We start from the raw sequence: 15,390 nt of genomic DNA on the forward strand, positions 1-15,390 counted from the left end.
CTAGTGCTGTGACAGTCCTGAAGAAAGGAACCTGCAGTGCGTTTAACAGCATCACCCGGCTTATTCTTTCAGATATGTGCAACAATCATCGTCATTGCTTTCCAGACAACTGCTCTTTCTTTCACAGCCCGTTCCGAAACTGTCATTAACATTCGCCCTGCTCAAGGGGCAGGGGATGTTGCCCACAGCTATTTCTCTGAACTTATTACCACAATTTTAAACAGAACATCCGCAAAGTATGGTTTGGCCAAACTCCATGTAACTTCGGAAAACCTCACACAGCAAAGATCTCTTAAGCTATTGGAAGAAGGCCGAAGAATTGATTTGGACTGGGCTGGTACCAATCTGGGCAGAGAACAAGCGCTTCATCCGGTACGGATCCCCTTAAATATGGGGCTTCTTGGCTATAGATTACTTGTTATTCGTCAAGACCGTGTGAGAGAATTCGATCAAATCCGCACCCCGGCTCAACTTAAAACCTTGATCGCTTGTCAAGGACAACACTGGCCCGACAGCGATATTCTTGAAGATAACGGGTACACCGTAAATAGAACAATCCGATTTGAATTAATGTGGAAAATGATAGAGGTAGGTCGATGCGATTATTTTCCTCGCGCCATTAGCGAAGGATACGGTGAAGTTAATTTTTTTGGCAAAGATACCTACGCTGCATATGACAAAATTTTAATCGGATATCGGTTTCCAATGTATTTCTTTGTCAACAAAAGCAATCAAACACTTGCCGCGCGTATAGAAGAAGGCCTAGAGGCCATGTTAGAAGACAATAGCTTGCTACAATTTATGAAACGACACCCAGCAACCAAATCAGCGTTTCCCCTAGGCCAGTATGCGAACAGTCGAATTTTCACGGCTGAAAATAAATATATCAGCGAAGAAACACGCAACCTCCCAGAAAAATACTGGCTAAAAGTTATCCCATAAAAGAAGCTAAACACTCCCTTTTCCCAACCACCATCCACTTTCATTCTAATCATGGTCATATTTTTTTGCATGGATTGAAACAAGGTCGTGAAATTGTCTAAAAAGACAGTTACATTAGCTGAAAATATAACAGCCGACCAAGAAACCCGACGCGACAGACTTCACCTTTACCAAATAACGTCCTGCCTATTAGAAAGAGTTACCAACCTATGTCGCCAGCACTACAAAAACCAAAGCCCGTCGTTCTTTGCATTCTTGATGGTTGGGGCTTTCGCAAAGAAGATGACTACAATGCAATTAATTTGGCAAAGACCCCTTTGATCGACAAGTTAAGCAAAGAAGTACCTTTGGGGTACTTGGCAACCTGTGGACTGGATGTTGGCCTGCCCACAGGACAGATGGGTAACTCAGAAGTTGGCCACATGAATATCGGTGCCGGGCGTGTTGTAATGCAGTCACTCCCCAGGATTGACAACGCAATTCAGGATGGAAGCTTTGCCCAAAATCCAGCCTTGCTGGAAACAATTGCAAAGTTAAAAGCAACTGGTGGAACCGCGCATATTCTGGGTGTCATTTCAAATGGTGGTGTGCATGGGCATCAAGACCAGACATCCTATCTGGTCAATACCCTCAGAACCGCGGGTATCCCTGTGATCGTTCACGCCATCTTAGACGGTCGGGATACAGCCCCCCAATCCGCTGCGGAATTCCTGACCGCTTTCAGAGCAACAACCCCAGAAGTTCAAATCGGGACTGTGCTGGGACGTTATTATGCAATGGATCGCGACAATAGATGGGAACGCGTTCAAAAAGCCTATGATGCCATTACCCTAGCCAAAGGTGAAACAGCTTCTTCCCCGGACGAAGCCGTTGCCAACAGCTATGCAAAAAAAGTGTGGGACGAATTTGTTCTGCCCTGTGTCATTGACGGATATAAAGGCATGCAAGATGGCGATGCCCTGTTGATGACCAATTTCAGAGCCGATCGAGCACGACAGATACTTCATGCCTTTATAGATGACAACTTTTCCGGGTTCGAACGTCTGGCTCATCCAAAATGCTGCGCATACCTGGGCATGGTGGCCTATTCTGACGAACTGGCGACAAAAATGGGCGTTATGTTCGCCCCAAGAGATTTAACCAAAACATTGGGCGAAATTGTTTCCAACGCCGGGTTACGCCAACTCCGTATCGCTGAAACAGAGAAATACCCCCATGTGACCTACTTCTTTAACGGTGGTGTGGAAGATCCCTTGCCCGGTGAAGATCGCATTCTTGTGCCATCCCCAAAAGTCGCAACCTACGATCTTCAACCCGCCATGTCGGCACCAGAAGTGAATGAGAAGCTTTGTTCCGCAATAAAAAGCGGTAATTACGACATGCTGATCTGTAACTTCGCCAACTGCGATATGGTTGGCCACACAGGTGACCTTCAGGCTGCAATAAAAGCCGCTGAAACGGTTGATAGCTGCCTACAGGATATCTATCAGGCAACCTTGTCCATGGGCGGACGATTACTAATCACAGCGGATCATGGTAATGCCGAAGAAATGCTTGACCCAATTACCGGGTTACCACACACAGCACATACTTTGAATCCTGTTCCCATTTTATTAGTAAATGGTCCCGATAATGTTACCAAGATAGCAAATGGACGCCTTGCGGACATTGCCCCAACAATTCTGGATTTGTTAAATCTGGATCAGCCAGGTGATATGGATGGTCAATCGCTTATCAGACGCGATGACGAGTGAATACCTGAACGACCAGAGTAAACATAAATATTTTTGAGGTTACTGTTGCCAAACGCTTTACGCCCGTACCAACTATCTACCCGACACAGCTTCTTGCGAAACTGTCTGTTGGTGGTAACTGTGGCGGGCTTAAGCTTTCTCATTACGGGCTTTGATATCGCGAAAGCCCAGGACGCTTCGCAACAACTTCTGACAATCGAAGAAAAGGCCGCTCAAGGCAAACAAGAGGCAAAGAGGCTTTCTGTTCAGGCACAAAAACTTAACAGTGAGGTAAAGAACTTACGGCAACAACTGATTGCATCTGCCAAAAAGGTACAGAACTACGAAAGTGATCTGACTGACATTGAAGAAACTTTAATCTCACTAAAAGAAGATGCTGAGCACAAAAAAATCCGGCTGACTGAGAACCGTGAAAAATTGGGGCATACACTATCTGCATTACAAAGGATCGCGTTATTACCCCCAGAAGCATTAGTCGCAGCACCCGGATCACCCATAGATACGGTTCGCAGTGCCATGCTTTTGAAGGTAGCTGTTCCAGAAATAGAAACGCGGGTAGAAGATCTTCGTCGCGATTTGGATGAACTTGCTGAATTAAAAAGCCGAATCGAAGATGAACGCGCTTCGTTACTGGCTTCTCAAAAATACATTAAACAAGAACGCCAAGAGCTGAACGCTCTTATTAATAAAAAACAAGCTTTGCAATCAAAGGCTCAAGCCTCGCAGAAATCGGTTAGCGCCAGAGTAAAAAAACTCGCCCAGCAGGCGCGTAGCATGAAAGATCTGGTAAAAAAGCTGGAAGCAGAGCGCAAACGTCTGGCTTTAGCAGCCAAAAAGCCAAAACCAAAACCGCAAAAAATACCTGATCAACCCCCTACAGATACAGCCGTTGAAGCCCCCCCTGCGCAAGTGCAACAGACTGCCAAGCTAACTGTCGTACCTGATCCCTCGCAAATCCGCGAGTTCCCTACGCGCCAAAAACGGGTACTTTTATTTCCAGCTCGCGGAAGAGTGATTAGTAAATACGGCCAAAAAAGAGGCACAAATGAATCCTATGACAAAGGTCTGGTCATCGCCACACGGCCTTCGGCACAGGTTATCGCCCCATTTGACGGGCGAATTGCCTATGCTGGCGAGTTCCGTGGCTATGGACGCATCTTAATCATTGAACATTCTGGACGATATCATACACTATTGGCTGGAGTTGAAAGAATTGATGTAACTGAAGGACAATGGGTTTTGGCTGGTGAACCTGTCGCAAGGATGAGTGACAAGAAGTTGGAATACGCTGAAATCTACTTTGAGTTACGTCAAAGCGGACAACCCATCAATCCATCTCCGTGGATAGTAACAAACAATACGAATTCAAATCTCGATAAGGTGAACGGTTAATGCTCAGTTTCAAAAAAGTGCTCTTAACAACAGCTTTTGCTATTGCACTACCATCCAGCCTGGTGGCGGACACGACTGCGGATACCCGGCTTGACACCTATCGTCAGCTTGAATTGTTTGCAGATGTTTTTGAACGCATAAAGGCCAACTATGTGGAAGAAGCCTCTGATAAAGAGCTTATTGAGTCTGCAATACACGGCATGTTGACCCGTTTGGATCCCCATTCCAGCTATCTGACACCAGAATCATTCAAGGACATGCGAGTTCAAACTCGTGGTGAATTTGGCGGCCTTGGTATCGAAGTCACCATGGAAAATGGCTTTGTGAAGGTTGTCTCTCCTATTGATGACACACCCGCAGCTCGCGCTGGCATCGAAGCAGGCGATTACATCACCCATCTGGATGGCGAAGCGGTTCTGGGCCTAACCCTGCAAGAAGCGGTCGAAAGAATGCGGGGCAAGGTTGGTAGCGAGCTCAAAATCACGATTAGCCGCGAAGGCGTTGAATCTTTTGATGTCACGCTGGAACGCGACGTCATCAAAGTTAGATCTGTCCGTCATCGGGTAGAAGACAACATCGGCTATGTCCGCGTTTCTTCCTTTAACGAACAAACAACACCAGGTCTGGAAAAATCAATCAAGGCGATCCAGGACGAACTGGGCGATAAGATGGTTGGCTTGGTATTGGACCTACGCTTAAACCCCGGCGGACTACTCACAGAAGCAATTTCTGTCTCGGACGCTTTTCTTGAACAAGGTGAGATTGTATCAACCCGCGGTCGGGATAACAGTAATGCGCAACGATTTAACGCAAAATCCGGCGACCTGATCGATGGAAAACCATTGGTTGTTCTGATCAATGGCGGGTCTGCCTCTGCATCAGAAATCGTCGCCGGTGCCCTTCAGGATCATCGACGTGCAATCATTATGGGGACACAGTCCTTTGGTAAGGGGTCTGTTCAAACCATTATGCCGTTACCCGGCAATGGGGCAATGCGCCTGACGACAAGCCGTTATTACACCCCGTCTGGCCGGTCTATTCAAGCCGAAGGAATTGCACCAGATATCATTGTTGAACAGGCCAAGGTTGAAACCCTGGACACCAAAGGACAGCGACGCGAAGCAGATCTGAGAGGGGCCTTGGAAAACAAGGGGGGAACAAACGGTGATGGCGATGCTGATAGCGAAGGCAAAGCTGATGAGGTCGCCAAGCCACAAGATTACCAGCTTGACCGAGCTCTAGATCTTATTCAGGGGATTGCGCTCTACAACACAAGTAACGGAGCGAGCAATTAACCCCCTAATGAGCAGATAACTTCAGTTGGACCAACCGTGAACTGGAAAAAAATCTTACTCATAACCTGCTGGGTTGCGCTGATTTCTGTAATCGGCGCAGCTGTTGGCTATACAATTTTGGGCCCGCAGGTCCCCTTGCCCTATCAATATGTAGAAGAAGAAATTCCCCAGAACAGGGATGATAATCATGCCCGCGATGAGCATGCCCCTGATGAGCATCCCCCTGATGAGCATTCTGGGGAGACAACTTCTCAAACAGAAGAAAACGTGAGCAAAGAACTCTCGGGGCAACAGGTTTCGGACCAAGAGGTCCCTTCTTTCGAAAACAACTCACAGTCAAAACCGGATGCAATGGAGAGCGAAACAGCTCCTCAACCTGAAAGTATTCCACCTGCCCCGGATGTCACGACAACGCCTTCATCAGAAGACGAGAGTGGTCTTGAAAATGCGGGCAATGAAGCTCTTGATAAACCAGAAAAAATAGCACCAGATGAGGCCAAAGCGCCAGACCAAGTACTGACAGAAAATCCTGAACAACCAGAACAAAATATCGTTAAAGATCAGGATACTCCTTCAGCAGAAACCACCGATGCGTCCCCATCAACGGGGGAGCCGACATCTCCAACGACGCCTCAGATCGCAGCAATTGATCCATCACCTTATCCCCCAAACCCACCAATTTTTAGCACCGAGCCTAGCTGGAAGCTATATGGACAAAAGGTACCAGATGCCAATGGAAGGCCTAGGATAGCAATTGTTTTAACGGGACTGGGTTTATCACGCGCAGCCACAGAAGCAGCTATCCGCCAGCTTCCGGGTGAAATTACACTTTCCTTTACACCCTATGCCAAAAACCTGGAAAGCTGGATTGCTCTTGCGCGTTCTCATAATCACGAAGTGATGCTTGATTTACCGATGGAACCCCTGACCTATCCATCTGACGATCCCGGCCCACAGGCACTTCTGACCGGGCGTCAACCCGAAGGCAACCTCAACAACCTCGCCTGGATTGCGAACAGAGGATCTGGCTATGTGGGTATGATATCATATATGGGCAGCCGATTTGTCACATCTGAACGTCAAATGCGCCCCGTTATGGAATACTTCAAAGACCACGGTCTTTTATTCTTGGATAATGGTGAAAACAGCACCAGTCTTGTTCCCTCACTTGGGCAGAGTCTTGGTGTACCCATCGCGATTAATCAACGAGCAATTGACAAGGCCCAGCTTAGCAGAGAAGCGATTGATGCTAGACTTGTCCAGGTAGAACGCATCGCCACCAAAAATGGCGTTGCCATTGCAACTGGACGCCCTTTCCCTGTGACACTGGAACGTATTGCCAAATGGGTTAGCACCATAGAACAAGAGGGATATCAGCTCGTGCCGATAACTGCTGTGATTGATGAAGCCTCATTGGCATCAGCGCAAGACCCCTCCCCCTCTGCCACAATCAACAGTCCTACGGTTGAATCAAACTAAAAGAAATATAACGATGACAGTCACCGCCCTAACCGATCAAGAGATCGAAGCTCTCCCCTACAGACCATGTGTAGGCATCATGCTTCTCAATCGGGATAATCATGTTTTTGTTGCACAGCGAATCGACAACCCCGGTGAGGCATGGCAGATGCCACAAGGGGGAATTGACGAGGGAGAAGACCCAAGAACCGCAGCCCTTAGAGAGTTGGAAGAAGAAACAGGTACAGCCAATGCAAGCTTAATTGCAGAAAGCCAGGACTGGTACGCCTATGACCTGCCTCGTGATCTTGTTCCTAGAATATGGAAAGGCCGCTACAGAGGCCAAAAACAGAAATGGTTTGTCTTTAAGTTTGAAGGACAGGACAGCGATATCAATATAGATACTGAAATACCAGAGTTCTCAGACTGGAAATGGGTTGAAATGAAATCCCTCCCAGATCTCATCGTCCCCTTTAAACAAAAACTATATCAACAACTTGTTGAGGAATTTATCCAGTACGGATAATTATTTGAAATAGGCTTCGTTCAAATCAACGATTTCGACCGACAGCATTGCCTGATCTGCAAGTTTTTGTCGCTTTGTCTCAAGAAGCTTTGTTCCCAACACTTCCTTTTGCTGCGAGCTACGGCCGGGCAGTAACTTAATCGTTGTATGCACATAAAGCTGTTTATCAGATCCGGTTAAAAAATGATCACTGGCAATAGCCCTAACCTTAATTGCGGCTCGATCAAATAACTCTGTGCTCTCCATGCCTTCGAATAGCTCCGTTATCAGATCAGCAATTTTTATATGATTTTCCAAAGGCTTTGCGTACTCTACAATACAGTGTGGCATGAATTCTATTTCCAAATAGAGAGCGTTAGGCACAAAAAGTGCCCGAAGGTTAACAATCGAGCCATCATATTACGAAATAACCTGATCGATTCAATCATTACCCATTTTGTCATTTTCCCACTTCATCGCAAGGTGTTTCACGCCCTCATCCTCGCGCCAATCACCAAGAGGCACAAAACCTTGAGAGCAATAAAAATCATATCCCTGAGTCGACGCGTTTACATATAGCTCACTCGGCGACAATGTCCTAACAACACGATCGAAAAGCTGTGTAGCCAGATGATGTTTTTGTGCATAGCCAGCGATAAATAACAGAAGGATTTGACCACCATTAATCTCGATGTAACCAGAGATCCGGTCATCCTCTTCCTGCACTAAAAGTGCTTTCGATCCTGTCACCAACCTCTTTAAAATTTGGTCAAACGATACGTAGTCCACAAAATCGTCCCATCCCTTTTCATTAAAGTCTGATGCAATACTTCTTTTAGCTTCGGATATCACCATCTGGGATACATCTTCAATGTCATCAATACCACAGGGCCTGATCGCTCTGCCGTTATCCAATAAAACGATTTCCATAAAAGACATAAAGTTCCCCTACTGGTCCGCGACCTCATCACACAAGCCGAGCATTCAAAGCACAACATTGACTACCACTATTATTGAAAAGAATGAAAAAAACGTATCTTCGGCTTCTAAAGAACAGGCGTCACCAAATATCACCTACCTGTAATGTGGACATTGTTGAAGTCACGAAAGATTGCTATTGTCCCCAAAATCAGAATGTACTTATTAAGGTAAAGTTTCTGAGACCCCTTTTATAAGCGAAAGTTCCAAAATATGGCCTTAGATAGTGGTCTTCTTAGTCGTGCAGAATCCAAATGTGAACTGTGTAACTCATCAACGGCTTTAAAGGCCTACGATATTCCCCCAGATGCAAACGGTACATTGGATCAACAAATTTTACTTTGTGAAACCTGTTATGCCCAGGTTACCCAAATAAATGAGCTAGATCTTAATCATTGGCACTGTCTCAATGAAAGTATGTGGAGTCAGGTACCTGCTGTTCAAGTCATGGCTTGGCGCATGCTGCAACGTCTAAGCCAAGAAAGCTGGGCCCGGGATCTTTTAGAAATGCTCTATCTTGATGACGAAACTTTGGCTTGGGCTCAGTCGGGTATTACCCCATCCATTAACGAAGAAAATACGGTAAAACACCTTGATGCAAATGGGGCTGTTCTTGAGCCAGGAGATACAGTCACGTTAGTCAAAGACCTAAACGTCAAAGGCGGTGGTTTTACAGCGAAAAGAGGAACCGCAGTTCGGGGAATCTCTTTAGTACCAGATACACCAGAACATATCGAAGGCCGTGTAAACGGACAGCAAATCGTCATACTGACTAAGTACGTAAAGAAGTCATAGGTTTCAGCCATCGCAAACGATAATAATGAGCCGCAAAATTTAGTTGCGGCTCATATAACGTCATTCAGCTTGCTTTCTTCTTACGGCGCCTTCGAGACAGCATATTCAACAGCTCAACGAACGCTGAAAACGCCATTGCTGCATAGATGTACCCCTTTGGTACATGCACCCCAAAGCCATCTGCGATCAGCGTCATACCAATCATCAAAAGGAAACCGAGTGCCAGCATCACAATTGTGGGATTTGCTTCGATAAAACGTGATAAAGGGCCGGCAGCGAGCAACATCACAACAACTGCGGTAACAACGGCAATTACCATGATAGAGACATGATCAGTCATCCCGACAGCGGTGATAATACTGTCGATGGAAAAGACAAGATCAAGAACAAGGATTTGGCCAATCACGGTTGCAAAACTGCTTACGACAGCGTCTTTGGCATCAGCGTCACTATCTCCCGGATCAACATTATGATGAATTTCCTTCGTCGCTTTCCAGACCAGGAACAACCCACCTGCAATCAGAATAATATCGCGCCATGAAAAACTATGATCGAACAGTGTGATGACTGGCTCGACAAGCTGCACGATAATCGCAACAGTACCCAGCAAAGCAAGCCTAAAAATAAGCGCCAGGCTCAAGCCAATTACCCGTGCCTTGGGTCGCTGAGCTTCTGGAAGTTTATTCGTCAAAATCGATACAAAGATAAGATTATCAATCCCCAGAACAACTTCCATAACAATCAAGGTAAAGAGCGCCATCCAGGCTGATGGTTCACTAAGTAGAGTGACAAGATTTTCCATAAGCTCACTTCTAGAGAATTAGAACGAAATAGTTCCGAGCAATCATTAGCGATATCGCCAAGAGGATCAACGATAAGATTTATAAGAGCAGCAGATATAAAAAAAGCCCGGGCTCGAAAGCACCGGGCTTTTAATTCATAAACTGTCTAATCAGCCAATAGCTGCAAGCATGGCCTCAGACAATCCGATCTGTTTTCTTGCGGCGTCACGAGCATCATCATCTTTTGCATCGGAAAGATCTTCCTTTGCATCCTGAAGCTGTTGCTGGACTGCTGCTTTGTCAATCTCGCCTACAGGCTGCGCAATTTCAGCGAGAACGGTACAGCGTTCCGTGGTTACCTCGGCAAAGCCACCGGCGACAAAAATACGCTCACTAATCTCTTTACCAGAGTAGATCGCGATTACGCCGGGGCGAACCGTGGAAATCATCGGTGCGTGACGCGGCAGCACACCAAAGTCACCATCTTCACCTGGCACGACAACCATGTCGACACTCTGGGAAAGGAGTAGTTTCTCTGGAGAAACGAGTTCGAATTCGACCTGTTCTTTGGCCATCATTCTCTTCCTGCTACCTGTCTAACGACAATTAAAAATCAGAAACCTTAAGCGGCTTCAGCGGCCATTTTCTCAGCTTTGGCAAGAGCTTCGTCAATGGTACCAACCATGTAGAAAGCTGCTTCTGGAAGGTGATCATACTCACCAGCAAGAATGCCTTTAAAGCCGCGAATTGTTTCTTCCAATGGAACCTGAACACCAGGAGAACCAGTGAAGACCTCAGCCACGTCAAATGGCTGTGACAAGAAACGCTGGATCTTACGAGCACGCGCAACAGTCATTTTATCTTCTTCGGATAGTTCATCCATACCCAGAATAGCGATGATGTCCTGAAGGTCTTTGTAAGACTGTAGAACGCGCTGAATGTTACGGGCAGTTTCGTAGTGCTCTTCACCGATCACAGAAGGCTCAAGAATACGGCTGGTGGAGTCCAATGGATCCACAGCTGGGTAAATTCCAAGCTCAGCAATCTGACGAGACAGAACGGTTGTCGCATCCAAGTGAGAGAAGGTTGTCGCAGGCGCAGGGTCAGTCAAGTCATCCGCAGGAACATAAACGGCCTGAACAGATGTAATGGAACCCTTCTTCGTAGAAGTAATACGCTCCTGCATGGCACCCATATCAGTACCAAGAGTTGGCTGATAACCAACCGCAGAAGGAATACGACCTAGAAGCGCGGACACCTCAGAACCAGCCTGTGTAAAGCGGAAGATGTTATCCACGAAGAACAGAACGTCCTGACCTTCTTCATCACGGAAGTATTCCGCCTGAGTAAGACCAGTCAGAGCAACACGAGCACGTGCCCCCGGAGGTTCGTTCATCTGACCGTAAACAAGCGCACATTTACTGTCGCCTTCCAGCTTGATAACGCCAGATTCGATCATTTCGTGATAAAGGTCATTACCTTCACGAGTACGCTCACCAACACCCGCAAACACAGAGTAACCACCGTGTGTTTTCGCAATGTTGTTGATCAATTCCATGATGGTAACCGTTTTACCAACACCCGCACCACCGAACAGACCGATTTTACCACCCTTTGCATATGGGCAAAGAAGGTCAATCACTTTAATACCTGTTACCAGGATCTCAGCGTCGGTTGCCTGCTCGTCAAATTCTGGAGCATTGCGGTGAATTGGGAAGGTACGCTTGTTACCGATGTCACCACGTTCGTCAATTGGTTCCCCAACAACGTTCATGATACGACCCAGTGTCTCAGGACCAACTGGAACGTTGATCGCGTCACCTGTGTCAACAACTTCCTGACCACGGGTCAGGCCTTCAGTCGCATCCATCGCAATGGAACGAACTGTGTTTTCACCCAGGTGCTGGGCAACTTCGAGAACAAGGCGTTTGCCATCGTTCTGTGTTTCAAGAGCGCTCAAAATTTCAGGCAGGTCACCTGAAAATTGAACGTCAACCACGGGTCCAAGAACCTGTGTGATCTTACCGATATTTTTATCAGCCATTTAGTGTCACTCCTAAGCCAATGCGCTTGCCAAAGTTCTCTATGATCAGAGAGCTTCCTTGGCGGAGATAATTTCAATCAATTCGTTTGTAATGATTGCCTGTCTTGTTCTGTTGTATTGAATAGACAGTTTATCAATCATTTCACCGGCGTTACGTGTCGCATTATCCATCGCGGACATACGCGCCCCGTGCTCACTGGCGTTATTTTCGAGCATTGCTTTGAAAATCTGAACAGCAATGTTGCGAGGCAACAGATCGCTCAAGATTTTTTCATCAGATGGCTCGTAATCATATACACCACCGTCAGCGAGGGTTGATGCGTCAGCATCGCCTTCAGCTTCAAACGGGATCAACTGCTGAGCCGTTGGAATTTGTGCGATTGCAGATTGGAACTTCGCATAGAAGATCGTGCAAACGTCAAACTCACCAGCTTTGAACATAGACAGCACACGATCAGCAACCGTTGCCGCCTTGTCAAAACCAAGGCTTGGTTTCGCGATGTCTTCGATTGTATCTACAATGTTATCACCAAAATCACGACGAAGTTGGTCGCGTGACTTACGGCCTACACAGTAGATCTTAATCGTTTTTCCAGCACTCAGTAGCTCTTTCGCTTTGTTACGGGCTTCTCTAACGATGTTAGAGTTAAAACCGCCACAAAGGCCGCGATCAGCAGCAGCTACGATCAGCAGATGAACGTCATCTTTACCAGTACCAGCTAGAAGAGGAGATGCTCCGGGCTGTTTGCCAGCCGATGCAGCAAGAGAACCCAGCATCCGTTCCATACGCTCAGCGTATGGACGGGATGCTTCGGCTTGTTCCTGTGCACGACGTAGCTTAGCCGCAGCAACCATTTTCATGGCTGATGTGATCTTCTGCGTTGACTTAACGCTGGCGATCCTAAGTTTAAGGTCGTTCAAGTTTGGCATGTCGTTACTCGTTTCCCACAGCCATTAAACTCTGGTTCCCCAAACCTTTATACAAAGGTCTTGGCGAAATTATCCAAGAAAGATTTCAGCTTGCCTTCAGTTTCGGCAGACAGAGCTTTCTCTGTACGGATAGTTTCCAGAATATCTTGGCCATTGCCACGAACTTCAGACAGAAGTTTTTCTTCGAAGTGACCAACGTCTTTCACGTCAATCGCATCAAGGTAACCCTTCACGCCAGAGAAGATAACAACAACCTGCTCTTCAACAGTCAGCGGCTTGTACTGTGGCTGTTTCAGAAGTTCTACAAGGCGAGAACCACGAGCCAGCAGACGCTGAGTAGCCGCATCAAGATCAGATGCAAACTGAGCAAACGCTTCCATTTCACGGTACTGGGCAAGTTCCAACTTAATGGTACCAGCAACCTGTTTCATGGCTTTAATCTGCGCAGAAGAACCAACACGGGAAACCGACAGACCAACGTTAACAGCCGGACGGATACCTTTGTTGAAGAGGTTTGTTTCCAAGAAGATCTGACCGTCAGTAATAGAAATCACGTTGGTCGGAATAAAGGCAGAAACGTCACCACCCTGTGTTTCAATAACTGGCAGAGCAGTCAAAGAACCAGCACCGTGTTCGTCGTTCAGCTTACAAGAGCGCTCGAGAAGACGGGAGTGGAGATAGAAAACGTCACCTGGGTAAGCTTCACGTCCAGGAGGACGACGAAGTAGTAGAGACATCTGACGATACGCAACAGCCTGCTTGGAAAGATCGTCATAAACGATCACAGCGTGCATTGCATTATCACGGAAGTACTCACCCATAGCAGCGCCAGTATATGGAGCCAGGAACTGAAGTGGAGCCGGGTCAGAAGCAGTCGCAGCAACAACAATGGAATATTCCATAGCGCCGTTGTCTTCGAGTGTCTTAACCAGTTTCGCAACAGTAGAACGCTTCTGACCAACAGCAACGTAGATACAGAACAGCTTTTCGCTTTCGCTTGCTGCTGCGTCGTTTGTTGCTTTCTGGTTTAGAATTGTATCCAAAGCAATCGCAGTCTTACCAGTCTGACGGTCACCAATGACAAGCTCACGCTGGCCACGACCGATTGGAATAAGACTATCGATTGATTTCAGACCAGTCTGCATTGGTTCGTGAACAGACTTACGTGGGATAATGCCAGGGGCCTTAACTTCCACACGAGTACGTTCTACGTCTTTAAGTGGGCCTTTACCGTCAATCGGATTACCAAGACCATCAACAACGCGACCCAGCAGGCCTTTGCCTGTTGGTACGTCAACGATAGAACCGGTACGCTTGACCGTATCACCTTCTTTAACACCACGGTCATCACCAAAAAGCACGACACCTACGTTGTCGACTTCAAGGTTAAGGGCCATACCCCGAATACCGTTAGCAAATTCCACCATCTCGCCAGCCTGAACATTGTCCAGACCATAGATGCGAGCCACACCATCACCCACAGATAGAACCTGGCCTACTTCTGCCACATCGGCATCAGCACCAAAGTTTTCGATCTGATTTTTGAGAATGGTAGAGATTTCAGCGGCGCGGATATCCATTACCCAACCCCTTTCATCACCAGTTCAAGTCTCTGAAGTTTTGTACGCAAGGAGCTATCAACCATGCGGCTACCAACCTGCACAATCATGCCCCCGATTAGAGATTCATCGACAGTTACGTCAACTTCGACAGATCCACCAGCGGAAGCTTTTAACGCATCTGCGATTGCTTTTTGCTGTGTCTTTGTCAATTCGTGTGCTGCTGTTACTTTTGCTCGGACCTCACCGCGGCGACGTGCCAATTCTGCCAAGTAGGCATCAGCCATGTCAGCCAGAACAGCAAGACGACGATTCTCAGCAACAACCAGTGCAAAGTTACGCGTCACTTCATTAACGCCTGCTTTGTCCAGAATCGCTGAAATCGCTTTTACCTGCTGATCGCGAGTGTAAAGCGGAGAGCTGAGCAAATCCTGAAGCTCAGAGCTGTCCGAAACGAGTTGTTTCAGGCCCTGTAGATCTTCAGCCACTGCATCCAATGCAGATTTTTCCTCGGCAATTTCCAGTAGCGCTAGTGCATAGCGCCCTGCCAAGCCATTCAAGCTAGTGTTTTCGCCTGCCAAGCTGGTTGCCCCCAAGATAAGCCAGAAATTGACCCTGCCTGCACAGGTCGCATTTCAGTGAAGCCGAAATTAAATTCATTAAGAAAAGTAGCAAGTACTAATCATCAGGCGCGGGTTAGGTATCACAGACATAACAGGGTTTCAAGCGAGTCAGACGAAAGATTCGACCTTTTATGACACTCTTTTCGCCGCAGTTGCGAAAAAGAGTCCTCTGGAACCCCTGTGAAGTCCCTGTTTATCCTTAAAAATGCGTCATTTTCATCGATATTTTTTTTATGCTCGTTTTCATAAAAAAACTTTTACTCCTAAATCCCCGCCACTTTACGAGACTAATTACGACATGCCTATTGCCCATTGCGAACAACACCCGGCAAA

Annotated in this window: 15 protein-coding genes; 7 read left to right on the plus strand and 8 right to left on the minus strand. The window is 46.9% G+C overall.

Going from position 1 to position 15,390, the window contains the following annotated elements; all coding sequences use genetic code 11:
• Positions 1 to 36 precede the first annotated feature (36 nt).
• From WH95_RS17780 to WH95_RS17805, 6 genes are all read left to right on the plus strand, one after another.
• Positions 37 to 942: a hypothetical protein gene (locus WH95_RS17780; RefSeq protein ID WP_052742129.1), complete on the plus strand. Its 906-nt coding sequence runs from the start codon at positions 37 to 39 to the stop codon at positions 940 to 942.
• Positions 943 to 1,151: 209 nt separating this feature from the next.
• Complete coding sequence (gene gpmI, locus WH95_RS17785; protein WP_046509702.1) at positions 1,152 to 2,696, plus strand: 2,3-bisphosphoglycerate-independent phosphoglycerate mutase; 1,545 nt, start codon at positions 1,152 to 1,154, stop codon at positions 2,694 to 2,696.
• 120 nt (positions 2,697 to 2,816) lie between these two features.
• Positions 2,817 to 4,088 carry a murein hydrolase activator EnvC family protein gene (locus WH95_RS17790; protein WP_157846002.1) on the plus strand — a complete coding sequence of 424 codons (1,272 nt, stop codon included), beginning with the start codon at positions 2,817 to 2,819 and terminating at the stop codon, positions 4,086 to 4,088.
• Positions 4,088 to 5,383: a S41 family peptidase gene (locus WH95_RS17795; protein WP_046509704.1), complete on the plus strand. Its 1,296-nt coding sequence runs from the start codon at positions 4,088 to 4,090 to the stop codon at positions 5,381 to 5,383. The genes WH95_RS17790 and WH95_RS17795 overlap by 1 nt, the downstream gene beginning before the upstream one ends.
• Positions 5,384 to 5,419: 36 nt before the next feature.
• Positions 5,420 to 6,862 carry a divergent polysaccharide deacetylase family protein gene (locus WH95_RS20780; protein ID WP_052742130.1) on the plus strand — a complete coding sequence of 481 codons (1,443 nt, stop codon included), beginning with the start codon at positions 5,420 to 5,422 and terminating at the stop codon, positions 6,860 to 6,862.
• Between the two features lie 13 nt (positions 6,863 to 6,875).
• Positions 6,876 to 7,367 (plus strand): RNA pyrophosphohydrolase, encoded by a 492-nt coding sequence (locus WH95_RS17805; RefSeq protein ID WP_046509705.1) that lies wholly within the window; start codon positions 6,876 to 6,878, stop codon positions 7,365 to 7,367.
• Here the strand turns inward: WH95_RS17805 and WH95_RS17810 are convergent, their stop codons facing one another.
• Positions 7,368 to 7,730 carry a 5-carboxymethyl-2-hydroxymuconate Delta-isomerase gene (locus tag WH95_RS17810; protein WP_157846003.1) on the minus strand — a complete coding sequence of 121 codons (363 nt, stop codon included), beginning with the start codon at positions 7,728 to 7,730 and terminating at the stop codon, positions 7,368 to 7,370.
• Positions 7,731 to 7,787: 57 nt separating this feature from the next.
• Entirely contained in the window at positions 7,788 to 8,285 is a 498-nt protein-coding gene (locus WH95_RS17815; RefSeq protein WP_046509709.1) for a GNAT family N-acetyltransferase, read from the minus strand.
• Between the two features lie 252 nt (positions 8,286 to 8,537).
• Here WH95_RS17815 and WH95_RS17820 point away from each other — a divergent pair, with 252 nt between their 5' ends.
• Complete coding sequence (locus tag WH95_RS17820; protein WP_046509711.1) at positions 8,538 to 9,119, plus strand: PhnA domain-containing protein; 582 nt, start codon at positions 8,538 to 8,540, stop codon at positions 9,117 to 9,119.
• A gap of 64 nt (positions 9,120 to 9,183) precedes the next feature.
• Here WH95_RS17820 and WH95_RS17825 read toward each other — a convergent pair whose 3' ends face one another.
• The 6 genes from WH95_RS17825 to WH95_RS17850 form a co-directional block, all read right to left on the minus strand.
• Positions 9,184 to 9,921, minus strand: coding sequence for a TerC family protein (locus WH95_RS17825; RefSeq protein WP_046509712.1), 738 nt, complete (start codon positions 9,919 to 9,921; stop codon positions 9,184 to 9,186).
• A gap of 150 nt (positions 9,922 to 10,071) precedes the next feature.
• Positions 10,072 to 10,476, minus strand: a complete 405-nt coding sequence (locus WH95_RS17830; RefSeq protein ID WP_046509714.1) for a F0F1 ATP synthase subunit epsilon — start codon at positions 10,474 to 10,476, stop codon at positions 10,072 to 10,074.
• Positions 10,477 to 10,523: 47 nt separating this feature from the next.
• A complete protein-coding gene (atpD, locus tag WH95_RS17835) occupies positions 10,524 to 11,945 on the minus strand; it encodes a F0F1 ATP synthase subunit beta (RefSeq protein ID WP_046509715.1) in 1,422 nt (473 codons plus the stop codon).
• 45 nt (positions 11,946 to 11,990) lie between these two features.
• Positions 11,991 to 12,875: a F0F1 ATP synthase subunit gamma gene (locus WH95_RS17840; RefSeq protein WP_046509717.1), complete on the minus strand. Its 885-nt coding sequence runs from the start codon at positions 12,873 to 12,875 to the stop codon at positions 11,991 to 11,993.
• Positions 12,876 to 12,922: 47 nt separating this feature from the next.
• The gene (gene atpA, locus WH95_RS17845; protein ID WP_046509718.1) at positions 12,923 to 14,455 is read right to left on the minus strand and encodes a F0F1 ATP synthase subunit alpha; all 1,533 of its coding nucleotides are present in this window, start codon (positions 14,453 to 14,455) and stop codon (positions 12,923 to 12,925) included.
• A complete protein-coding gene (locus tag WH95_RS17850) occupies positions 14,455 to 15,015 on the minus strand; it encodes a F0F1 ATP synthase subunit delta (RefSeq protein ID WP_046509743.1) in 561 nt (186 codons plus the stop codon). Before WH95_RS17850 ends, atpA begins: the two co-directional genes overlap by 1 nt.
• Positions 15,016 to 15,390: the final 375 nt, after the last annotated feature.

The organism is Kiloniella litopenaei (genome assembly GCF_000982415.1).
Classification (GTDB): domain Bacteria; phylum Pseudomonadota; class Alphaproteobacteria; order Kiloniellales; family Kiloniellaceae; genus Kiloniella; species Kiloniella litopenaei.